The organism is Streptacidiphilus sp. P02-A3a (genome assembly GCF_014084105.1).
Taxonomy (GTDB): Bacteria; Actinomycetota; Actinomycetes; order Streptomycetales; family Streptomycetaceae; genus Streptacidiphilus.
In genome coordinates, this window is sequence record NZ_CP048289.1 from 8,555,996 (window position 1) to 8,576,667 (window position 20,672).

Here is a 20,672-nt window from a genome sequence, read left to right on the forward strand (position 1 = left end):
CTCAGCTGACAGACCGTCAGCATGCCCGCGCCACAACCGAACGGCAAGCCGCCGGACCCGGACCGGCGGTCAGGGGACGTCCAGCGGCAGGCCGAGCCGGGTGTGCAGGGCACGGCGGCCGGGGGCGGTCAGGGCGACCGCGCGGCCGGTACCGACGCGGGTGATCCAGCCGGAGTCCAGGGCGTGCGCGCAGAGCGCGGCGCCGACGGCGCCGGCCAGGTGCGGGCGGCGCTCGGTCCAGTCCAGGCAGGACCGGACCGGAGGTCGCCGACCGGTGGGCGGCAGCACGATGCCCAGCTCGCGCAGCCAGTCGCGGCCGTCGCCGGTGAGGATCAGGCCCTGCTCCCAGTCCAGCAGCCCCCGGGCGGTCATCGCGTCGGTGACGGCGACCCCGAGCGTCCCGGCCAGGTGGTCGTAGCAGGTGCGGGCACGGGCCAGGGCCCGGTCTCGGCCGGAGCCGGAGAGCGAGCGCGTCGGGGTGGGGCGGCGCGGGGCCCGCGCGGCCAGGCTCTCGATCAGCTCCGCCGTCTCCGCGTCCGCCAGCCGGACGTAGCGGTGCCGCCCCTGCCGTTCCTGCGCCAGCAAACCCCCGGCGACCAGCAGGTTCAGGTGGTCGGTCGCGGTCGAGGCGGCCACCCCGGCGTGCCGGGCCAGCTCCCCGGCGGTCCAGGCCCGGCCGTCCAGCAGCGCCAGGCAGAAGGTCGCCCGGGTGCCGTCCGCCAGCAGACCGGCCAGCGCGGCCAGGTCCGGGCCCTCAGCGGGTGCGCGATGACTGTCCATTGCCTTCCAGCATGCCTCGCCGACCTTTCGGCCGGGGCCGAAGAATGGCGGCCCTACCGTGGGTTCCATGGACGTGAACTCCCTGGAGATGCCGGTCGACCACGTGAGCATCAGCCCGAGCGTGCTGTATTTCGGCACCCCGGTCGTCCTGCTCAGCACCGAGAACGAGGACGGCTCGGCCAATCTCGCGCCGATGTCCTCCGCCTGGGCGCTGGGGCAGGTGGTCGTCCTCGGGCTGGGCACCGAGGGGCAGACCGCGCGCAACCTGCGCAGCCGCCCGGAGCTGGTGATCAGCCTGCCCGCGCCGGAGCAGTGGCCCGCGGTGGAGCGGCTGGCGCCGCTCACCGGACGCTCCCCGGTACCCGCGGCCAAGGCCGCCGTCTTCCGCTTCGAGCCGGACAAGTTCGCCGCCGCCGGGCTGCGTGCCGAGCCCTCCGAGCTGGTCCGGCCGCCCCGGGTGGCCGAGTGCCCGATCCAGCTGGAGGCCCGCGCGGCCCGGGTGCGGACCGATGCCTCCGGGGACTTCCTGATCATCGAGGCACGGGTGCTGAGGGTGCACGCCGACCCGCGCCTGGTCGTGCCCGGCACCGAGCACATCGATCCGGCCGGGTGGAGCCCGCTGATCTACAACTTCCGCCACTACTTCGGACTCGGCCCGGAACTCGGCCACACCTTCCGCTCGCAGACCCCGCGCTGAGCCCGCGGGAACGCCGCGTGCCGCGGAACTCAGCGGCGCAGCGGGAAGGCCGTACCGTACGCCGGCGGGTCGGCCTCGGCCGTCGGTTCCGGGAGTGCCGACGCGACCGGCCCCGGGCCCCGCGGCCGGTCCGGCCGTGGCTCGCGGACCCCGGCTCCGCCACCGCCGTCCTCGCCGAAATCGTCGGGACCGGGCAACTCGGCGCTGCCGTACTTCAGTTGGCGGGCGATCTTGACCCGCTTCCGGGGATTCCGCATGCCGTCCTCCACATCTGGGAGCCTCACCGTACGAACGGCGGGGGCGAGTTGGCGGTTCCGTGGGCGTCACGCCTCTTCCAGCGCAAGCTTCCGACCAGTAATCTGACAGTACGTCAGATAACGTGGGAGTGGAGGCTGCGCCATGCTGGACGCGGAGGAGGACTTTGATGTCAGCGGGCGACCGCTTCGCCCGCGCCCGGTAGACCTGGAGCCCTTCTTCCGTCCCTCCGGCGTCGCGGTCATCGGCGCGTCGGACACCCCGGGGAGGCCCAACACCGGCATCACCCGGCAGCTGCGGGCCTGGTCGGAGCGGGTCGGGGCACGCATGTTCCCGGTCAACCCCGGCCGGGACACGGTGGACGGGCTGGCCTGCTACCCGAACCTGGCGGCGGTTCCGGCGTCCGGGGGCGAGCCGATCGACGTCGCGGTGATCCTGCTGGCGGACCCGGCCGCCGTGGTGCCGCAGCTGATCGAGGCCAAGGTCAGGTTCGCGGTGGCCTTCGCCTCCGGCTTCGCCGAGACCGGCGAGGCGGGCGCGCGGGCGCAGCGGCAGCTGGCCCGGCTGATCGCGGAGGCCCCGACCGGCCTGCGGCTGCTGGGTCCCAACACCAACCTCAACGCCTTCGAGCGGTTCCGCGAGGACCTGACCGGGCCCGCCGTCGCGCTGATCACCCAGAGCGGCCACCAGGGACGCCCGGTCTTCGCCATGCAGGAGCTCGGCGTCCGGCTCAGCCACTGGGCGCCCACCGGCAACGAGGCCGACCTGGAGGTCTCCGACTTCGTCCGCTGGTTCGCCGACCAGCCCGAGGTCGGCGCCATCGCCGCCTACATCGAGGGCCTGAAGGACGGCCGGGAGTTCCTGCTGGCGGCCGACCACGCCGCCCGCCGGGGCGTGCCGGTGGTCGCCGTGAAGGTCGGCCGGACCAGCGACGGGGCCCGGATGGCGGCCTCGCACACCGGCAAACTCACCGGCGCGGACGAGGTGGTGGACGCGGCCTTCCGCCAGTTCGGCGTGATCCGGGTCGACGGACTCGACGAACTCCAGGACACCGCCGCCCTGTTGGCCCGGGCCAAGCCGCCGACCGCCGAGGGCGTCGCGGTCTACTCCATCTCCGGCGGCACCGGCGCGCACCTCGCCGACCTGGCCTCCGCGCGCGGGCTGCGGCTGCCCCGGCTGGGCGAGGCCAAGCAGGACGAGCTGCACCAGTGGATCCCGGAGTACCTGAGCGTCGCCAACCCGATCGACAACGGCGGTCACCCGGTGGGCGACTGGCGCGGCCGGAAGATCCTGGACGCGATCCTGGCCGACCCCTCGGTGGGCGTGCTGATCTGCCCGATCACCGGGCCCTTCCCGCCGATGAGCGACAGGCTGGCGCGGGACCTGGCCGAGGTCGCGGAGACCACCGACAAGCTGGTCTGCGTGGTGTGGGGCTCGCCGGTCGGCACCGAGGCCGCCTACCGGGAGACCCTGCTCGGCTCCTCCCGGGTGGCCGTCTTCCGCACCTTCGGCAACTGCGTGCGCGCGGTCGCCGCGTACCTGGAGCACCACCGGTTCACCGCCGGGTACCGCAGCCCGTTCGACAGCGCGCCGCGCACGCCCTGCGCCGGCAAGGCCAAGGCACTGCGGGTGCTGCGCTCCGGGCAGCAGCTCAGCGAGGTGGCCGCGAAGCAGCTGCTGCGCGCGTACGGGATCCGGGTGCCGCGCGAGCAGCTGGTGACCAGTGCGGCCGGGGCGGTGCGGGCGGCGGGCGTGGTCGGCTACCCGGTGGTGCTCAAGGCCTCCGCGCCCGAGGTCGCCCACAAGACCGAACTGGGCCTGGTCAAGGTCGGGTTGACCTCGGCCAGCCAGGTCAGGGACGCCTTCAGGGAGCTCACCGACAACGCCCGGGCGGCCGGGATCGCCCGGATGGACGGCGTCCTGGTCTGCCAGATGGTCGAGGCCGGGGTGGAGATGGTGCTCGGCATCGGCCAGGACCCGACCTTCGGTCCGACGGTCACCGTCGGGCTCGGCGGGATCTTCGTGGAGGTGCTGCGCGACACCGCGGTCCGGGTACCGCCGTTCGGCTGCGCGGACGTCCGGTCGATGCTGGACGAGCTGCGCGGACGGCCGCTGCTGGACGGCGTGCGCGGCGGCCCGCCGATGGACGTGGACGCGCTGGCGGACGTGGTGATGCGGGTCGAGCGGATGGCGCTGGAGCTCGGCGACGACCTCGCCGAGCTGGACATCAACCCGCTGATGGTGCTGGAGCGCGGCAAGGGCGTGGTGGCCCTGGACGCGTTCGCGGTGTGCCGGTGAGTGGCGGTCCGGGCGGCGCTCCGGTGCTGCACCGGGTGGCGGAGGGGGTCAGCTGGATCACCCTCAACCGGCCGGAGGCGCTGAACGCGGTGACGGCGGAGATGCGGGAGTCGCTGGTCGGACTGCTGGAGGCGGCCTCGGCCGACCCGGGGGTGCGCGCGGTGGTGCTGACCGGCGCGGGCCGCGGCTTCTGCGCGGGCGCGGATCTGCGCGCCGCGCCCAACGATGCGCCGGGCGGGGCCGCCGAGCGGGTGGCCGGGGATGTGGCGCGGATGCTGCGGCGCGGGGTGCAGCGGCTGGTCGCGGCGGTGCTGGACTGCGAGAAGCCGGTACTGGCGGCCGTCAACGGGCCGACCGCCGGGGTCGGCGTACCGCTGGCACTGGCCTGCGACCTGGTGCTGATGGCCGACACCGCCAGCCTGGTCCCGGCCTTCGTCAGGCGCGGCCTGGTCCCGGACGGCGGTGCGGCGTACCTGCTGCCGCGCCTGGTCGGGCCGCAGCGGGCGAAGGAGCTGCTGTTCCTCGGGGACAGGCTGACCGCCGCCGACGCCGAGCGGCTGGGCCTGGTCAACCGGGTGGTCCCGGCGGCGGAGCTGGAGCCGACGGCGCGCGCCTGGGCGGCCCGGCTGGCCTCCGGTCCGACCCGCACCATCGCGCTGACCAAGGAGCTGCTGAACACGGCACTGGAGGCGGACCGGTCGGCGGCCTTCGCCGCCGAGGCGGCGGCCCAGGAGGCCAACCTGGCCACCGCGGACGCGGCCGAGGGCGTCCGGGCCTTCGTCGAACGGCGGGAGCCCGACTTCACCGGTCGGTGAGCGGGAACAGGTGCACCGGTCGGTGAGCGGGAACAGGTGCACCGGTCGGTGGGCGAACCGGCGCGGGCCGGGTCAGCTCTCCAGGACCTCCAGCTGCCCCACGAAGCCGCCCGCGTGCTCGACCTCGGCGGCCGCGCCGCGCCGAGTGAAGGCGGTGGCCTCGTCCAGCCGCAGCGCCACGCTGCCGTCCGGGCCGTACTCGACGTCCAGCGCGGTGGTCTGCCAGCCGTGGCCGAGCTCGGTCGGCGCGGCCACCCTCAGGCTGAGCCGTACCGGCTCCCCCGGCTCCCGCTGCCAGTGGCCGGAGACCGGTTGCTGGTGCGCGGCCCGTAGCAGGGTGAACCCGGTGTCGCGCTCCAGCAGCAGCACCCCCTGCCCCGACTCCCAAACCCCTTCGAACTCCCGTGAACCGGGCGCCAGGGGCGGCGCGGCGACGCGCGAACGCACCACCCAGGCACCGGCGGTGAGCGGCAGGCAGACGGAGCTCAGCAGTTGGCTGACCCCGTAGAGGTACTCCGGCAGCCCGAGCGAGTTGTCGCCGCCGAACCACTGGGCGAGCAGCAGGCCGAGCACCGTCAGCACGACGCCCACCAGCAGCGGACGCCGTCCGCCCAGCAGGCGGCGGCTGATCAGCCGGGCGAGCGCGATCACCGCCAGGCAGCCGAGGGACTCCCCCAGCATCCACCGGAGCGTCGTCCACAGTCCGTCCCAGGCGCCGACGGGCAGCACCGGACCGTTCTGCAGGACGGCGCGCACGGTCACCCACAGCGGTATCGCGGTCACCAGGACGAATCCACCCAGTACCGCCCCGGCCACTCGCGACCAGCGCCTGACCTGCGTCTCTTCGCCCACTGCTGCCCTCTCACCGATTGGTTCGCACACCCTAAGCGGCAGGTGTTCGACCACGTCAAGGGACATTTCCCCCCTCTTCCCATCTGACGGTCAGTCAGATTAAATGGGATCCCGAACCCCGACCAGGCTGCGAGGCGACCCGATGGGCCACGAAGGCATGGCGCTGGCCGCCATCCGCTACCTGCGCGCGACCGCCGCCCCCGAACCGGGCCGGCCGCCGCGACCCGCGCTGCGCGCGGTCGGGCCGGACGAACGGCTGCCGCCCGCGACCGGCCCGGCGGCCGACAGCCGGGTGCTCCGCTCGGTGCTCGGGCACTTCTGCACCGGGGTCACCGTGGTCAGCGCGGTCACCGAGGAGGGCGCACCGGTCGGCTTCGCCTGCCAGTCCTTCTCCTCGCTGTCGCTGGAGCCGCCGCTGGTGAGCTTCAACGTCGCCCGGAGCTCCGCGTCCTGGCCCCGGATCGCCCGCGCCGGGGCGTTCTGCGTCAGCGTCCTGGCCGCCGACCAGGAGGCGGTCTGCCGTACCTTCGCGGTCAGCGGCGCCGGTGGCGTGGACAAGTTCGCCGGACTCGACTGGACGCCCGCCCCCGGCACCGGCGCGCCGCGCCTGGCCGGGGCGCTGGCCTGGATCGACTGCACCATCCACGCCGTGCACACCGGCGGCGACCACCTGATCGTGCTCGGCCAGGTGGCCGACCTCGCCGTGGAGCGCCCGGACGCCGGGCCGCTGCTCTTCTACCGGGGCGGCTTCCACCGGGGCGGATCCGGCGAGCTCAGCCGGTGACCGCCAGCGGCGCGCTCCCCGGCGCGGCCCCGGGGCCGTCGCCCGGAAGGTCCCCGGGCCTGGCGCGGAGCATCAGCGCGCAGGTCGCGGCGACCACACAGAGCCCGCCCGCGCCGTACCAGGCCAGGTTGTAGCTGCCCAACTGGTCGCGGACCACGCCCGCCAGGAAGGCCACCACCGCCGCGCCCACCTGGTGGCCGCAGAGCACCCAGCCGAAGACGATGGGCGCGTCCGCGCCGAACCACTGGCGGCACAGCGCCACCGTCGGCGGCACCGTGGCCACCCAGTCCAGGCCGTAGAAGATGATGAAGATCAGCATGCTGAAGTGCACCGTGCGCGCGAACAGCACCGGCAGGAACAGCAGCGAGACGCCGCGCAGCAGGTAGTAGGTGCCGAGCAGCCGACGGCAGTCCAGCCGGTCGGTCAGCCAGCCCGAGAAGACCGTGCCGACCACGTCGAACACCCCGACCAGCGCCAGCAGGCCCGCCGCCGTGGTCTCCACCATGCCGTGGTCCTCGGCGGCCGGAATGAAGTGCGTGCCCACCAGGCCGTTGGTGGTCGCCCCGCAGATCGCGAAGGAGCCCGCGAGCAGCCAGAACGGCCGGGTGCCGGCGGCCTGCCGGAGCACCCGCAGCGCGCGCGGTCCGGCGCTGCGCTCCACGGTCCGCACCGCCTTCCGCGCGTTCTGTTCGTCCTGCTCGACCTGCTCGCGCGAGGTCGCGCCGTACGGCAGCAGGCCCAGGTCGGCCGGGCGTTCACGGAGCAGCAGCAGCACGATCGGGACCACCGCCAGGGCCGCGCCGCCGACCAGCAGCGAGGCGCTGCGCCAGCCGTAGGAGTTGATCAACCAGGCCAGTACCGGCAGGAAGACCAGGTTCCCGGCCGCGCTCGCCGCCGTGAGCACGCCGGTCACCAGCCCGCGCCGGGCGAAGAACCAGCGGTTGGTGACCGTGGCGCTGAACGCCAGCGCCATCGCGCCGCTGCCGATGCCGACCAGCACGCCCCAGCACAACAGCAGTTCCCAGGCCTGGGTCATGAACACGGTGAGCCCGCTGCCGCAGGCCATCACCGTGAGCGCGGCGGCGACCACCGGGCGGATGCCGAAACGGTCCATCAGCGCCGCCGCGAAGGGCGCGGTGAGGCCGTTCAGCACCATGTTGATCGAGACGGCCAGCGAGATGATCCCGTACGACCAGCCGAACTGCATGTTCAGCGGATCCATCAACAGCGAGGGCGTGGACCGGAATCCGGCCGCGCCGACCAGTACCAGCAGGCAGACGGCGGCGACGACCCAGGCGTAGTGCAACCGGGGGCCGGCCGCCTCGGGTATCGACCGGCCGGTGACCGGCAGTTCGCTCGGGGAGGGGTCATTGGTCAGGGGTTGACTGGTCATGACGGGAGTCTGGCGACCACGGCCCGGCCCGGACGACTGGCCGGAGGGACACATTGCGCAAGGATCGGGCCACGCGGCATGCCAGGGCCTATCTTTCGGTCCATGTCCCAGACCCCGCTCCTCCCCTGGTCCCCGGCCCGCGGCAGTCGACCGCAGGGCGGCCCGCACCGCGTCGCGGTGCTCGCGCTGCCCGGCGTGGTGGCCTTCGAACTCGCCACGCCCTCAAGGATCTTCGGCTCCACCCAGGAGATGCACGAGGAGCCGATGTACGACGTCCGCACCTGCACCGTGGACGGCGGGCCGGTGCAGACCGGGAGCGACTTCCGGGTCCAGGTGGACCACGGACCGGAACTGCTGGCCGAGGTCGACACCGTGATCGTCCCGGCCTCGCGCGTGGTCGACACGATCTGCCAGCAGGGGCGGCTGCCGGAGGACGTCGCGGCCGCCCTGGCGCTGGTCCGGCCGGGCACCCGAATGGTGTCCATCTGCACCGGGGCGTTCGTACTGGCCGCGGCCGGGCTGCTGGACGGGCGCCCGGCGACCACGCACTGGCGCTACAGCGAGCCGTTCCGACGGCTGTTCCCCCAGGTCAAGCTGAACCTGGACGTGCTGTTCACGGACGACGGCGACGTGCTGACCTCGGGCGGGGTGGCCGCCGGGGTGGATCTGAGCCTGCACATCCTGCGCCGCGACCACGGCGCGCGGGTGGCCAACCGGGCGGCCCGGCACTGCATCGTCCCGCCCTGGCGGGAGGGCGGCCAGGCGCAGTACGTCGAGCTGCCGGTACCCGATCCGGGCGACCAGGGCACGGCCCCGGCCCGCGCCTGGGCACTGAAACGGCTGGCGGAGCCGCTGGCGCTACAGGAGTTGGCGGCGCGCGCGGGGATGAGCGTGCGCACCTTCACCCGCCGCTTCCGGGAGGAGACGGGGCTGAGCCCGGTGCAGTGGATGATCCGTCAGCGCGTCTACCGGGCAAGGGATCTGCTGGAGACAACCGATCTGACGGTGGATCGGATAGCCCGGGAGACCGGCTTCGGAACCGCCGCCTCGATGCGCAAGCACCTGCAGGAGGTACTCGGGGTGGCCCCCTCCTCCTACCGGAAGACCTTCCGCACGGCGGTAGTTGACCCGGTCGGCGCGGACGCTCAGCCGCGCGGCGGCAGTGTCCAGGCGGCGGTCGTCTCGTAGTGCCTTCCGGCGCCGATACTCTGACTGTCCATCAGCCGCAGCGCGCCGGTCGGCCAGGGTTCACCGCGAAAGCCCGCGAGGGCGTCCGCCAGCGGTCCGAGGTCGGCCGCCCCGGGACGCCGGGGGCCGCGGTCGCGGCTGTCCCGGGGGACGCTGCTGCGGGCCAGGGTGAGGTGGCCGGTGAAGGGGTGGTCGTCGGTCCCGATGCCGACCCGGCCGACCGCCTCCGTGGTCGCCCCGGCCAGCCGGGCGAGCGCGGCGGTGTCGCCGCCGACCCCGGCCCAGAGCGCCCGGTCGCCGAACCGGCCGCCGCCGCCCAGCCGCAGCTCGAACTCCGGCTGCCCGGCCGCGACCGCCGCCAGCCCGCGCTCCAGCTCGGGCAGCGTCCCGTCGTCGACCTGGCCGAGGAAGGCGAGGGTCAGGTGCCAGGTCGGCAGCGCGGTCCAGCGCAGCGCCGCCGCCTGCGGCAGGGCGTGCAGCGGGCGGACGGCGGCGGCCAGCTCCTGGAGCGCCGACCGTGGTGGCACGATCGCGACGAAGAGTTTCACCAGCGCATTCTCCCGGAAATCCGGTGCCTGCCAACCCCGGAGCCGGATAGAAACGGATCATGCATATTCGCAGAGGCACACCCGAGGATGTCGATGCCGTTCTGGCGCTGCTGGACGGCGCCGTGGAGTGGCTGGTCGCGCAGGGCCGCACGGGACAGTGGGGCACCGAGCCCTGGTCCACCCAGCCGGCGTTCACGGAGCGGGTCACCGGCCGGGCGGAGCGTGGCGAGCTGCGGGTCGCCGAGCTGGACGGCCAGGTGGCGGGGGCGCTGAGCGTCTCGGAGACGGCGGCCGCCTACGTCACCCCGGCCGGGGAACCGGAGCTGTACGTGAACCTGCTGGCGACCGACCGACGGCACGAGGGCCGGGGCGTCGGCGCGGCGCTGCTGGACGAGGCCCGCGCGGAGGCCCGGCGGCGCGGCCTGCCGCTGCTGCGGGTGGACTGCTTCGCGGGCGACGACCAGAAGCTGGTGGGCTACTACCGGAGCCAGGGCTTCGCCGAGGTCGGCCCGTTCACCGTCCGCCGGGCGGGCCTGCCGGACTGGCCGGGGATGCTGCTGGCCCAGCGCCTGGACCGGTAGCACTCGGACCGGCGGGCCCCGGACCGGCGGCGCGGACCGCCGCGCCGGTCGCGTACCAGCCCGGTGATCCTGCCCGCAGGCGGTCGGGCGGGATCACCGGGCTGGTCAGGCCTGCCGGGGCACGAACGCGATCAGCTGGTGCTCGGGACCGCGTTGCAGGTCGAAGCTCAGCCGCAGGTTGCCGATCCGGGCGATCACCACGCCGATCACGGCGGCGGCGAGGGTCGAGATCAGCCCGCAGATCAACAGCCCGACCCGCGGCCCGTACTGCTCGGTGATCCAGCCGACCAGCGGCGCGCCCAGCGGCGTCCCGCCCGCGAACACCATCATGTACAGGCTCATCACACGGCCGCGCATGGCCGGGGTGGTCCGCAGCTGGATCAGCGAGTTCGCCGCCGTGTTCAGGGTCAGCCCGAACATCCCGACCAGGGTCAGCAGCGCCGCGAAGAGCCAGTAGGACGGCGCGAATCCGGCGACCGTCTCCAGCACGCCGAAGGCCAGCGCCGCGCCGACCAGCAGCCGCAGCCGAGGCTTGGCGCGCCGGGCCGCGAGCAGCGCACCGACCAGCGAGCCGACCGCCATCGAGGTGTTCAGCAGCCCGTACAGGCCCGGTCCCACGTGGAAGACGTGGTACGCGAAGGCGGACAGGATGATCGCGAAGTTGAAGCCGAAGGTCCCGATGAAGCCGACCAGGACGATCGGCCAGATCAGGTCGGGGCGCCCGGCGACGTAGTGGAGTCCGGCCCGCAGCTGCCCCTTCTCCCGGGGCTGCTTCGGGTAGGGGTGCAGCTCCGAGCCGCGCATGGCGAGCAGCCCGAGGATGACCGCCGCGAAGGAGGCCGCGTTGATCGCGAAGGCCCAGCCGGTCCCGAAGGCGGCCATCAGGCCACCGGCGACGGCCGGGCCGATCAGCCGCGCGGTCTGGAAGTTGGCCGCGTTCAGGCTGACCGCGTTGCCGAGGTCCTTCTTGCCGACCATCTCCGCCACGAAGGTCTGCCGGGTCGGGTTGTCCACCACCGTGACCATGCCGAGCAGGAACGCCAGCAGGTAGATGTGCCAGACCTGGACCACGCCGGTCAGCGTCAGCACCGCGAGCACGGCGGCGAGCACGCCCATCGCGCCCTGGGTGGCGACCAGCAGCTTCCGCTTGGGGAAGCGATCCGACAGCACCCCGCCGTAGAGGCCGAACAGCAGCATCGGCAGGAACTGCATGGCGGTGGTGATACCGACCGCGAAGGCGCTGCCGGTGAGGCTGAGGACCAGCCAGTCCTGGGCGACGCGCTGGATCCAGGTCCCGGAGTTGGAGACCACCTGGCCGAGGAAGAAGTAGCGGTAGTTGCGGTTGCTCAGTGCGGAGAACATTCCGCCGCGCTTGCCCTTGGCGGGCCGGTCCTCGACCGGCTGGGCGGCGGTGTTCCGGAGCGCCGACGGCCGGTCGGCCGGGGTCGGCGCGGTGCGTTCGTCGGGGTCGTCGTCGGCGGGGACGACGAGCGGCGAAGCGAGTGGCGCGTCAGCGGTGTCGGCCTCGGAGGCGAGGCCGCTGGTGCTGAGGGGGCTGCTGGGGTTGGTAGGACGTATGGGCTCTGTGGTGGCTCCGGTCAGCGATGGCAATAGCTTGGTTCCCCTGGTGTGTAGCGGTGGATCAGAGTTGTGCGAGGCGCTCCAGCACCGGCGCGGCGGCCCGCAGGACCGCCCACTCCTCCGGCGTGAGGCCGGTGGCGAGATCGGCCAGCCAGGCGTCGCGCTTGGCCCGGCTCTGCTCGATGATGCTCTCGGCCTGCTCGGTACTGCTGACGACGACCTGCCGCCGGTCGTCGGGGTGCGGTTCGCGCCGCACCAGGCCCTTCTCCTCCAGCATCGCGATGATCCTGGTCATCGACGGCGGCTGGACGTGTTCCTTGCGCGCGAGTTCCCCCGGCGTGGCGCTGCCGCAGCGCGCCAGCGTCGCCATGACCTGCATCTCGGTAGGTGTCAGCGACTCCTCGACGCGCTGGTTGCGCAGGCGGCGGGAGAGTCGCATCACGGCGGAGCGGAGCGTGCTGACGGCAGCCGCGTCGCTCTCGGAGAGGTCTGGCATAGTCCTTAGCTTAGCTCATTACCTAGACTAATGAACGCCGTGGAACGCCCACGTGTCCAAAGCCACACCAGCCCCAGCGCTGCGCCGGGAACGCGAACGGTCCCGCCCCCGGACGTCCGGGGGCGGGACCGCTGCTGCCGGGTGCCGCTACTTGGCCAGCCCCAGGGCGGGCATCAGGTAGTAGAAGGCGAAGACCGCGCCGACGACGTAGAGCGCGACCGGGACCTCGCGCCAGCGGCCGGTGGCGATCTTCAGCACGCAGAAGACCAGGAAGCCGATGCCGATGCCGTTGGTGATGCTGTAGGTGAACGGCATGATCACCATGGTCAGGAAGGCCGGGATGGCGATGGTGAAGTCCGACCAGTCGATGTCCCGGATGCCGTTGGACAGGATCAGGAAGCCGACCACGACCAGCGCCGGGGTGGCCGCCTGGGTCGGCACCATGGTCGCCAGCGGGGTCAGGAACAGCGACACCACGAAGAACAGCCCGGTGACGACGCTGGCCAGACCGGTCCGCGCACCCTCGCCGACGCCGGAGGTGGACTCCACGAAGCAGGTGTTGGCCGAGCTGGAGGTGACCCCGCCGAGGGCGGTGGCCACACCGTCGATCATCAGCACCTTGCTCATGCCGGGCAGGTTGCCCTCGGAGTCCAGCAGGTGGGCCTCGTCGCTGACGCCGAGGATGGTGCCCATCGCGTCGAAGAAGCAGGACAGCAGCACGGTGAAGACGAACAGGATCCCGGTGAGCAGGCCCACCTGGTGGAACCCGCCGAACAGGCTGACCTTGCCGAGCAGCCCGAAGTCCGGCGTGGAGACCAGGCTGTGCGGCACCACCGGGACGGTCAGGCCCCACTCCGAGGGCGAGATCGTGGCGACCTTGTCGACCACGACCGCGACGACGGTGGTCACCACGATGCTGATCAGGATCGCCCCGGGGACCTTGCGGACCACCAGGATCAGCGTCAGCAGCGCGCAGAGCACGAACATCAGCACCGGCCAGCCGTCCAGGTGGCCGTTGCCGCCGAGCTGGAGCGGGACGGTGGTCTGCGCCGCGTCCGGGATCCGGGTGACGAAGCCGCCGTCGACGAAGCCGATCAGGCAGATGAACAGGCCGATGCCGATGGCGATCGCCTTCCGCAGCCCGAGCGGGACCGCGTTCATGACCCGCTCGCGCAGCCCGGTGGCGACCAGCAGCATGATCGCCAGACCGGCCAGGACCACCATGCCCATCGCGTCCGGCCAGGTCATCTTGGGCGCCAGCTGGAGCGAGACGATGCTGTTGGTGCCGAGCCCGGCGGCCAGCGCCAGCGGCACGTTGCCGATGACGCCCATCAGCAGCGTGGTCAGCGCGGCGGTGAGCACGGTCGCGGTGACCAGCTGCCCGCTGTTCAGGTGGTGGCCGTACTTGTCCACGCCCGAGGACAGGATGATCGGGTTCAGCACGATGATGTAGGCCATCGTGAAGAAGGTGGCCGCGCCACCCCGGATCTCCCGGACCACGGAGGAACCGCGCTCGGAGATCTTGAAGTAGCGGTCGACGGCGTTACGGGGCGGGGTCGGCCCCGAATCGGGCGACTGCGCCTGGGCGGCGGCCACGGATGACATTGCGCACTGTTCCTTAGCGGGGTGGGGGCCCGTGGGGGGTGGACCTCGAATTGATGGGCGGCGAACTTGTCAGTACAGGGACAGTCAAGAAGACGCGCCGCTCCATCCGGAATCGTCAGTATGAATCCTATAAACGAGTCGGGCCATCTGCGCGCGTAGACTGGACGTTCCTCCATATGGGTGAGCCTCCCCGCGCCGGTCAACGCCCCCGTACCCTGTGTCCGTGAAGGTTCCCCTGAAGACGGCCAAGCTCCCCTCCGCGCCTCCCATGGAGGCCAACGACGTGGCCATCGTCACCGGCGGCACGGTGCTCTGGCTGGTCGGCTTCGTGGTCCTGCTCCCGTTCCACGGCTGGCTGTCCCGGCACGGCCACACCGACTGGCTGTGGACCTGCCTCGCCGGGTTCGGCCTCGGCCTGATCGGCGTCTGGTACTGCCGCGCCCGGCGCGCCGCCATCGCCCGCTCCCGGGCGGCGGCCGAGACCGGCCCGGAGCCGGGCGCCGAGCCGACCGCCTGACCGGACCGCCGAACCGGACCGCCCGACCGGACCGCCTGACCGGACCGGCCGCCGCGCCCGGACGGCGGTTGCCGGTCGGCCTACGCCCGGGGGCGGAGCGGCACCGGCGCGCCTAGGGTCGGCAGCATGACCGCACCCCTGCCGGGCCTCAGCTCCACCGAGGTCGCCGAACGCGTCACGCGCGGCGAGGTCAACGACGTACCGGTGCGCTCCAGCCGCTCCGCGGCCGAGATCGTCCGCAGCAACGTGCTGACCCGGTTCAACGCGATCATCGGCTGCCTGTTCGCGGTGATCGTGGTGGTCGGCCCGCCGCAGGACGGCCTGTTCGGCTTCGTCATCATCGCCAACACCGGCATCGGGATCTTCCAGGAGCTGCGCGCCAAGCACACCCTGGACAGCCTCGCCGTGGTCGGCGAGTCCCGGCCCCGGGTCCGCCGCGAGGGCCGCACCGTGGAGCTGACCAACGGCGAGATCGTCCTCGGCGACCTGGTCGAGCTCGGCTCCGGCGACAAGGTCACCGTGGACGGCGAGGTCGCCGAGGCCGACGGGCTGGAGATCGACGAGTCGCTGCTGACCGGCGAGGCCGACCCGGTGCACAAGCGTCCCGGCGACCCGGTGATGTCCGGCAGCTTCGTGGTCGCCGGATCCGGCGCGTTCACCACCACCCGGGTCGGCCGCGAGGCGTACGCCGCGCAGCTGGCCGAGGAGGCCAGCCGGTTCACCCTGGTCTCCTCCGAGCTGCGCACCGGCATCGACACGATCCTGCGCTACATCACCTGGATGCTGCTGCCGACCGCGCTCGGCCTGATCCTCAGCCAGCTGTACGTCGAGCGCAGCGACGTCGCCGAGGCGGTCCGCCGGATGGTCGCCGGGATCGTCCCGATGGTCCCGGAGGGGCTGGTGCTGCTGACCTCGGTCGCCTTCGCCATCGGGGTGATCCGGCTGGGCCGCCGTCAGTGCCTGGTCCAGGAGCTGCCCGCGATCGAGGGGCTGGCCCGGGTGGACACCGTCTGCCTGGACAAGACCGGGACGCTCACCGAGGGCGGCATGGACGTGGCCGAGCTGCGGATGCTCAAGGACCCCGACCGGCCGGACGGCGACGCGGCCCGGGCCCGGGTGGAGCAGGTGCTGGGCCGCCTCGGCAGCGCCGACCCGCGCCCCAACGCCAGCCTCCAGGCGATCATCGACGCCTACCCGGCCCAGTCGGGCTGGGAGCTGCTACAGGCGGCGCAGTTCTCCTCGGCGCGCAAGTGGTCCGGCGCGTCGCTGCGCGGCCCGGACGGCGAGACCGCCAGCTGGCTGCTCGGCGCGCCGGACGTGCTGCTGCCGTCCGGCGATCCGGCGCTGGTCGAGGTGGACGAGCTGGGCGCACAGGGCCTGCGGGTGCTGCTGCTCGGCCGCACCGCCACCCCGCTGGACGACGCCGACCCGGCGGTCGGCCTGGAACCGCAGGCGCTGCTGGTGCTGCGGCAGCGGCTGCGCCCGGACGCCGCCCGCACCCTGCGCTACTTCGAGCAGCAGCGGGTCTCCGCCAAGGTCATCTCCGGCGACAACGCGGTCTCGGTCGGCGCGGTCGCCGGTTCGCTCGGCCTGCCCGGCGCGGACGACCCGATCGACGCCCGCACCCTGCCCGATGACCGCGAGGCACTGGCCGAGGTGGTCGAGCGGCACTCGGTGTTCGGCCGGGTGACCCCGCAGCAGAAGCGGGACCTGGTGCGGGGGCTCCAGTCCCGGGGCCACCACGTGGCGATGACCGGCGACGGCGTCAACGACGTGCTCGCGCTGAAGGACGCCGACATCGGCGTGGCCATGGGCGCGGGCAGCGAGGCGACCCGGGCGGTCGCGCAGATCGTGCTGCTGGACAACAGCTTCTCGACGCTGCCGCTGGTGGTCGCCGAGGGCCGCCGGGTGATCGGCAACATCGAGCGGGTGGCCAACCTCTTCCTGGTGAAGACGGTCTACTCGGTACTGCTGGCACTGCTGGTGATCATCACCCGGGTGCCGTACCCGTTCCTGCCGCGCCACTCCACCGTGCTCAGCGGGCTCACCATCGGCATCCCGGCGTTCTTCCTGGCCCTGGCACCCAACAACGAGCGGGCCCGCACCGGCTTCGTCCGCCGGGTACTGCGGTTCGCCGTCCCGGCCGGGGTGATCGCGGGCAGCGCCGCCTTCACCACCTACCTGCTGGCCCGCGCCGACCACGCCACCGCGCAGGTCCCGGACACCAGCGTGACCACGCTGACGTTGTTCCTGGTCGCGCTCTGGGCGCTGGCGATCATCGCCCGCCCGTACACCTGGTGGCGGGTGCTGCTGGTGCTGGCGATGGGCGGCTGCTTCGCCCTGGTGCTGGTGGTGCCGTGGCTGAAACGCTTCTTCCAACTCAGCCTGGAGGGCTGGCGCGACCCCTGGACCGCGGTGGCCGTGGCCGTGGTCGGCGGCCTGCTGCTGGAGCTCGTCTGGAGCTACCTGCGGCACCACCCGGACACCCCGGCCGCGGCCCCCCGCCGACCGGCGGAGGGCTGACCGGCGGAGGGCTGACCGGCGGAGGGCCGACCGGCCGCAGGCGCTACCGGCTCACGCGCGGTCCCGAATCCACCCGGCCAGGTGCGGCCAGATTGAACGTGCCGGCCGTCTTCGAGCCTCCTCTCCCGCCCCGCACGGTTCTTCACCCCGGGTGGGTGGGCCGCGTTCGTCGCCGGTGTGCGGGCCGGCGAGTTCGAGGGGCAACCCCGCGACCTGGGTGCATCCAACCGGATGCACCCAGGGAGGACGGCCGCTCCGCTGATCCGCTCAGCGTTCGAAGTCCCGTGCCGCGCTGAGCTCGTAGGCACGGTCGGGGTCGGAGAGCACCGCCAGTACCTCGAACCGGCGGTGCCACTGACCGGCCGCCCAGGCCAGTCCGGCGGCCAGGCCCTCCGGCGTGGCCGCGTGCAGCGCGCCGTAGGGGACGGCGGAGGCGAACTCGTCCGGTTCCGACTCGTCCTCCGCCTCGGCCTCGGGGGCCGGGCTGTCGATGTCCCAGCGCCAGTCCACCGCCGCGTCCGCCCCGTCCGGGCCGACCACCAGCAGTTCCTCGTGCTCCTCGTAGACCTCGGGGCAGCCCGGCAGCAGCTCCCGGACGGCCTCGGGGACGCGGTGCACGGCGCCCTCGCTGAGCACCCGGCCGCCCGCGACCTCGCTGGCCAGCGAGACATGCAGGCGCTCGGCGAGGGCGGCGGCGAGCGCCGGGGCGACGGTGATCAGCGGGTAGTCGTCCAGCAACTGCACCAGGTCGGGCGCGTCGGCGACGACCGCGTCGGCGACATCCACCACCACCGTGTGCGCGGGGCGGCGGCGGGTCCGCGGATCCATCGGCGGCAGCGCCCTGACCTCCTCCGGCAGGGCGATCCGGGCCAACTCGACCTGGGCCAGCGCGCTGTACAGCCCATGAAGTTGACGATGCGTCAATTCGCAGTCCGGGTCGCCCATCCGGTACAGCAGCTCGTCCGGGCCCTCGGTGTCGGCCAGCAGCGAGGCGAGCGTGGTGCGCACCCCGAGCGCGTGCAGGAACACCGGGTCCAGCGCCGTCCTGGCCTCCGGGTAGAGGCCGCGCAGCAGCGGATCGGCCCCGGCGGCGCGCAGCCCGGCCGGTCGGCGGCCGTCCAGCACCGGATGGTCGCGCAGCCACCAGGCGGTGTACGAGGGGACCTCGGCGGTGCTGCCGTCCGGCAGCAGCAGCCGGACCGGATGCACCACCGCGTCCCGCAGCGGCGGGGCCGCGAGCAGTGCCAGGGCCTGCGGCCAGGCGTCGTCGCCGACCAGGTCCAGGTCGCGGACCGCCAGCAGCTCGGCGGCCACCGGCGGGACCTCCGGCACACCGGGACCCGCCGCGTCCGGATCGGGCCGCAGCTGCTCGGCGACCTCCTCGGCCCAGTCGGCGAAGCCCTCGGGCGCCTCGTCGAGCATGCCCCTGGCCTCGCCCCCGGCCGCGCGGTCGGGCGGGCTGGTGGGGTCGAGCCGGTCCAGGTCGTCCGGGTCGAGTACCACCTCCTCGGCGCGGACCAGGCCCAGGCTGTAGCCGACGCCGACCGCCCGGAGCACGTCCGCGCCCCAGCGCTCGGCCCACTCCTCGTCCAGGTAGACCGCGTCGTCCTCGTCCGCGATGGCGGCCAGCGGGCTGCCAGGGAGCACCAGTTCACCGGCGGCGACCAGCTCGCCGTCCTCGTCCGGCAGCGCCAGCCAGGCCAGCCAGGGGTAGGCGTCGGCGCCGGAGGCCAGGGCGCGCGGGTCGGCCGCGGCGTCCTCGGCGGCGCCACCGCCGCTCGGGCCGATCCCGGCGGCGCGGACGATCCGCAGCACCGCCTCGGCGATCTCCTCCGCCTCGTCCTGGTCGTCGGTGTCGACCGAACGCAGTACCGCCGCCCGCAGCTCGGGCGTCTCCAGCACCCCGACCGGGGTGGCCACCCCGGCGCCCAGCTTCTCCAGCAGCGGGTGGGCCGCCTCCGGATGGACCAGCCGCAGCCCGAGCAGGGTCAGGTCCTCGGCCGACACCTCGGCGCCGCTGGGGACCAGTACCCGGCGCGGTCCGGTGACCTTGCGCCCGTCGGCGAGCGGGACCGGCAGCGCGCCCAGGGCGTCCCGGTCGGCGCCGAGCAGCGCCCCGTAGAGGTTGCGCCACCAGGCGGGCTCCCGGTCCAGGTTGGCGAGCTGGTCGACGGTCTCGGCCAGCGCCAGCCGCCGCACGCCGAGGGTGCGCAGCTCCTGGCGGCGCTCCAGACCGGCGGGCAGCAGCCCCGGCAGGACCTCCGCCAGGGCCCGGACGATCTCCGCGTCCGCGCCCTCCAGCAGCACCGCGTCCCGGGGGCGCAGCCCGCTCCGGCCCTCCAGCGCGCCCTGGCCCTCGGCGGCGGGCAGGAAGGGGACGTCCGGCAGCAGCCGCAGGATCGCCCGCCGCAGCCGGCCGTCCAACTCGCCCTGGCCCAGCGGGCCGGGCACCAGCCGCAGCCCGGCCGCGTCGGCGCCGCGTCCGCGCAGCAGCGCGGCGTACACCTCGGCGGCCCGCTCGACCAGGAAGTCGGTCAGCGGTCCCGGGGCGATGTGGCGGCGGGTGGAGTCCAGCGGGAAGGAGGCGATGAGCAGCGCGGGGACGCCCAGCGGCTCGTCGGTGGGGGTGGGCGCGTGCACGACGGCGGTGATCCCGGCCGCGCCGGTCGCGGTGGCCCCGAAGGGGTCGGCGTCGAGGGCGGCGAGGCCCGCCTCCAGCTCGTCCATGGTGCCGAAACCGGTCGGACCGCCCGTGCCCGCGCCCGCGTCGGCGGTCGCCCGCGCGGCGGGGGCGATCACCGCCCAGGTCACCGACCAGTGCGGGCGGTGGCGTTCCTCGACCGTGCGGTCCCGCAGCAGCTCCGGCGCCAACTCGCCGCCCGCCGAGGCCACCTGCCAGCGGCGCTCGCCCGACTCGTCGGCGACGACCACCACCGGGGGGCCGTCGAGGTCGGGCCCCGAGGGCTGTTCCCGCCGGGTCAGCCGCCGGACGTGGTCGCCGGTGTCCACCACCACCTCGGTCAGCCCGCCGAGGGTCAGCAGCAGCGCGTCGTCGACCCCGGCGAGCAGCCGCCGGGTCAGATCCTCCGCCGCCGCGTCGCGCAGCGGCAGCACCACCACCGTGTCGTAGCCCTCCGGCGGCGCGCCCTCGGCCGGGAACGGCAGCCGCAGCAGCGGCACGTGGCCGTCGCGGCGGCGCAACTCCTCGGCCAGCGGCTCCTGTTCGGCGGCCAGCGCCCGCGCCTCGGCCAGCGACCAGCGGATCCCGCCGGGCAGGCCGAGCACTGCGGGCTCGTCGGAGACCGCCAGTACCGCGGCGAAGCCGACGCCGAACCGGCCGACCGCGCCGTCACCGGCCGCCTCCCGCTTGGACGAGGCCCGCAGCGTGGACAGCGACTCGACGCCCTCGGCGTCCAGCGGGGCGCCGGTGTTGGCCGCCGCCAGCAGTCCCTCGCGCAGGGTCAGCCGCAGCCGTCCGGGCACCCCGGCGCGGGCCGCCGCGTCGGCGGCGTTCTGCGCCAGCTCGACCACCAGCCGGTCGCGGTAGCCGCCGAGGGCCAGCTCCTCCTCGGCGTTGGCGTCCTCGCGGAACCGGGCCGGGGAGGCGGACCAGGCCTGCAGTACCCGGCGGCGCAGCCCGGCCGTACCGAACGGGTCCGCCGTCCCGCTCGCGCCACCCGCCGTTTCGCCCACGATCCGAGCGTCCATGACCGTCGTCTCCCCGCTGTCGGTGCCCCCGGCCGCATCCGGCGGGGTTGT

General features: G+C 73.9%; 17 protein-coding genes. 8 read left to right on the forward strand and 9 right to left on the reverse strand.

Annotated elements, in window-relative coordinates:
• Window positions 1–69: 69 nt before the first annotated feature.
• Window positions 70–780: a helix-turn-helix transcriptional regulator gene (locus GXP74_RS36215; RefSeq protein WP_182455446.1), complete on the reverse strand. Its 711-nt coding sequence runs from the start codon at window positions 778–780 to the stop codon at window positions 70–72.
• A gap of 67 nt (window positions 781–847) precedes the next feature.
• Here GXP74_RS36215 and GXP74_RS36220 point away from each other — a divergent pair, with 67 nt between their 5' ends.
• Window positions 848–1,477, forward strand: a complete 630-nt coding sequence (locus tag GXP74_RS36220) for a flavin reductase family protein (protein WP_182455447.1) — start codon at window positions 848–850, stop codon at window positions 1,475–1,477.
• A gap of 29 nt (window positions 1,478–1,506) precedes the next feature.
• On the opposite strand, the gene GXP74_RS36225 is transcribed toward GXP74_RS36220, so the two are convergent.
• On the reverse strand, window positions 1,507–1,734 hold the full coding sequence (locus tag GXP74_RS36225) for a hypothetical protein (RefSeq protein ID WP_182455448.1): 228 nt from the start codon (window positions 1,732–1,734) through the stop codon (window positions 1,507–1,509).
• Window positions 1,735–1,876: 142 nt separating this feature from the next.
• On the opposite strand from GXP74_RS36225, the gene GXP74_RS36230 reads away from it, so the two are divergent.
• Window positions 1,877–4,030, forward strand: coding sequence for an acetate--CoA ligase family protein (locus GXP74_RS36230; protein ID WP_182455449.1), 2,154 nt, complete (start codon window positions 1,877–1,879; stop codon window positions 4,028–4,030).
• A complete protein-coding gene (locus tag GXP74_RS36235) occupies window positions 4,021–4,845 on the forward strand; it encodes an enoyl-CoA hydratase/isomerase family protein (RefSeq protein ID WP_182455450.1) in 825 nt (274 codons plus the stop codon). Before GXP74_RS36230 ends, GXP74_RS36235 begins: the two co-directional genes overlap by 10 nt.
• A 72-nt stretch (window positions 4,846–4,917) precedes the next feature.
• Here GXP74_RS36235 and GXP74_RS36240 read toward each other — a convergent pair whose 3' ends face one another.
• The gene (locus tag GXP74_RS36240) at window positions 4,918–5,697 is read right to left on the reverse strand and encodes a hypothetical protein (RefSeq protein ID WP_182455451.1); all 780 of its coding nucleotides are present in this window, start codon (window positions 5,695–5,697) and stop codon (window positions 4,918–4,920) included.
• Window positions 5,698–5,839: 142 nt separating this feature from the next.
• Between GXP74_RS36240 and GXP74_RS36245 the strand changes: the two genes are divergently transcribed.
• Window positions 5,840–6,481: a flavin reductase family protein gene (locus GXP74_RS36245; RefSeq protein WP_225448434.1), complete on the forward strand. Its 642-nt coding sequence runs from the start codon at window positions 5,840–5,842 to the stop codon at window positions 6,479–6,481.
• On the opposite strand, the gene GXP74_RS36250 is transcribed toward GXP74_RS36245, so the two are convergent.
• The gene (locus GXP74_RS36250) at window positions 6,471–7,874 is read right to left on the reverse strand and encodes an MFS transporter (RefSeq protein ID WP_182455452.1); all 1,404 of its coding nucleotides are present in this window, start codon (window positions 7,872–7,874) and stop codon (window positions 6,471–6,473) included. The genes GXP74_RS36245 and GXP74_RS36250 overlap by 11 nt on opposite strands.
• Window positions 7,875–7,976: 102 nt before the next feature.
• Here GXP74_RS36250 and GXP74_RS36255 point away from each other — a divergent pair, with 102 nt between their 5' ends.
• The gene (locus GXP74_RS36255) at window positions 7,977–9,062 is read left to right on the forward strand and encodes a GlxA family transcriptional regulator (RefSeq protein ID WP_182455453.1); all 1,086 of its coding nucleotides are present in this window, start codon (window positions 7,977–7,979) and stop codon (window positions 9,060–9,062) included.
• Here GXP74_RS36255 and thpR read toward each other — a convergent pair.
• A complete protein-coding gene (thpR, locus tag GXP74_RS36260) occupies window positions 9,020–9,610 on the reverse strand; it encodes an RNA 2',3'-cyclic phosphodiesterase (RefSeq protein WP_182455454.1) in 591 nt (196 codons plus the stop codon). The genes GXP74_RS36255 and thpR overlap by 43 nt on opposite strands.
• A gap of 59 nt (window positions 9,611–9,669) precedes the next feature.
• On the opposite strand from thpR, the gene GXP74_RS36265 reads away from it, so the two are divergent.
• Window positions 9,670–10,191, forward strand: coding sequence for a GNAT family N-acetyltransferase (locus GXP74_RS36265; protein WP_182455455.1), 522 nt, complete (start codon window positions 9,670–9,672; stop codon window positions 10,189–10,191).
• Between the two features lie 105 nt (window positions 10,192–10,296).
• Here GXP74_RS36265 and GXP74_RS36270 read toward each other — a convergent pair whose 3' ends face one another.
• The 3 genes from GXP74_RS36270 to GXP74_RS36280 all read right to left on the reverse strand — a co-directional run bounded on the left by GXP74_RS36270 (window position 10,297) and on the right by GXP74_RS36280 (window position 13,873).
• On the reverse strand, window positions 10,297–11,793 hold the full coding sequence (locus GXP74_RS36270; RefSeq protein WP_370468581.1) for an MFS transporter: 1,497 nt from the start codon (window positions 11,791–11,793) through the stop codon (window positions 10,297–10,299).
• A 40-nt stretch (window positions 11,794–11,833) separates the two neighbouring features.
• Complete coding sequence (locus GXP74_RS36275; protein ID WP_182455456.1) at window positions 11,834–12,268, reverse strand: MarR family winged helix-turn-helix transcriptional regulator; 435 nt, start codon at window positions 12,266–12,268, stop codon at window positions 11,834–11,836.
• A 147-nt stretch (window positions 12,269–12,415) separates the two neighbouring features.
• The gene (locus GXP74_RS36280) at window positions 12,416–13,873 is read right to left on the reverse strand and encodes an NCS2 family permease (protein WP_182455457.1); all 1,458 of its coding nucleotides are present in this window, start codon (window positions 13,871–13,873) and stop codon (window positions 12,416–12,418) included.
• 268 nt (window positions 13,874–14,141) lie between these two features.
• On the opposite strand from GXP74_RS36280, the gene GXP74_RS36285 reads away from it, so the two are divergent.
• Together GXP74_RS36285 and GXP74_RS36290 are read left to right on the forward strand one after the other, a co-directional pair.
• Window positions 14,142–14,390 carry a DUF2530 domain-containing protein gene (locus tag GXP74_RS36285; protein WP_182456883.1) on the forward strand — a complete coding sequence of 83 codons (249 nt, stop codon included), beginning with the start codon at window positions 14,142–14,144 and terminating at the stop codon, window positions 14,388–14,390.
• A gap of 126 nt (window positions 14,391–14,516) precedes the next feature.
• A complete protein-coding gene (locus GXP74_RS36290) occupies window positions 14,517–16,913 on the forward strand; it encodes an HAD-IC family P-type ATPase (RefSeq protein ID WP_182455458.1) in 2,397 nt (798 codons plus the stop codon).
• Between the two features lie 267 nt (window positions 16,914–17,180).
• On the opposite strand, the gene GXP74_RS36295 is transcribed toward GXP74_RS36290, so the two are convergent.
• On the reverse strand, window positions 17,181–20,621 hold the full coding sequence (locus GXP74_RS36295; protein ID WP_182455459.1) for a sacsin N-terminal ATP-binding-like domain-containing protein: 3,441 nt from the start codon (window positions 20,619–20,621) through the stop codon (window positions 17,181–17,183).
• Window positions 20,622–20,672: the final 51 nt, after the last annotated feature.

Excerpts from the sequence above, each read along its gene's own strand:
- GXP74_RS36215 (WP_182455446.1), bottom strand. The coding sequence starts at position 780 with ATGGACAGTCATCGCGCACCCGCTGAGGGCCCGGACCTGGCCGCGCTG.
- GXP74_RS36220 (WP_182455447.1), top strand. The coding sequence starts at position 848 with ATGGACGTGAACTCCCTGGAGATGCCGGTCGACCACGTGAGCATCAGC.
- GXP74_RS36225 (WP_182455448.1), bottom strand. The coding sequence starts at position 1,734 with ATGCGGAATCCCCGGAAGCGGGTCAAGATCGCCCGCCAACTGAAGTAC.
- GXP74_RS36230 (WP_182455449.1), top strand. The coding sequence starts at position 1,877 with ATGCTGGACGCGGAGGAGGACTTTGATGTCAGCGGGCGACCGCTTCGC.
- GXP74_RS36245 (WP_225448434.1), top strand. The coding sequence starts at position 5,840 with ATGGGCCACGAAGGCATGGCGCTGGCCGCCATCCGCTACCTGCGCGCG.
- GXP74_RS36250 (WP_182455452.1), bottom strand. The coding sequence starts at position 7,874 with ATGACCAGTCAACCCCTGACCAATGACCCCTCCCCGAGCGAACTGCCG.
- GXP74_RS36255 (WP_182455453.1), top strand. The coding sequence starts at position 7,977 with ATGTCCCAGACCCCGCTCCTCCCCTGGTCCCCGGCCCGCGGCAGTCGA.
- GXP74_RS36265 (WP_182455455.1), top strand. The coding sequence starts at position 9,670 with ATGCATATTCGCAGAGGCACACCCGAGGATGTCGATGCCGTTCTGGCG.
- GXP74_RS36275 (WP_182455456.1), bottom strand. The coding sequence starts at position 12,268 with ATGCCAGACCTCTCCGAGAGCGACGCGGCTGCCGTCAGCACGCTCCGC.
- GXP74_RS36280 (WP_182455457.1), bottom strand. The coding sequence starts at position 13,873 with ATGTCATCCGTGGCCGCCGCCCAGGCGCAGTCGCCCGATTCGGGGCCG.
- GXP74_RS36285 (WP_182456883.1), top strand. The coding sequence starts at position 14,142 with ATGGAGGCCAACGACGTGGCCATCGTCACCGGCGGCACGGTGCTCTGG.
- GXP74_RS36290 (WP_182455458.1), top strand. The coding sequence starts at position 14,517 with ATGACCGCACCCCTGCCGGGCCTCAGCTCCACCGAGGTCGCCGAACGC.
- GXP74_RS36295 (WP_182455459.1), bottom strand. The coding sequence starts at position 20,621 with ATGGACGCTCGGATCGTGGGCGAAACGGCGGGTGGCGCGAGCGGGACG.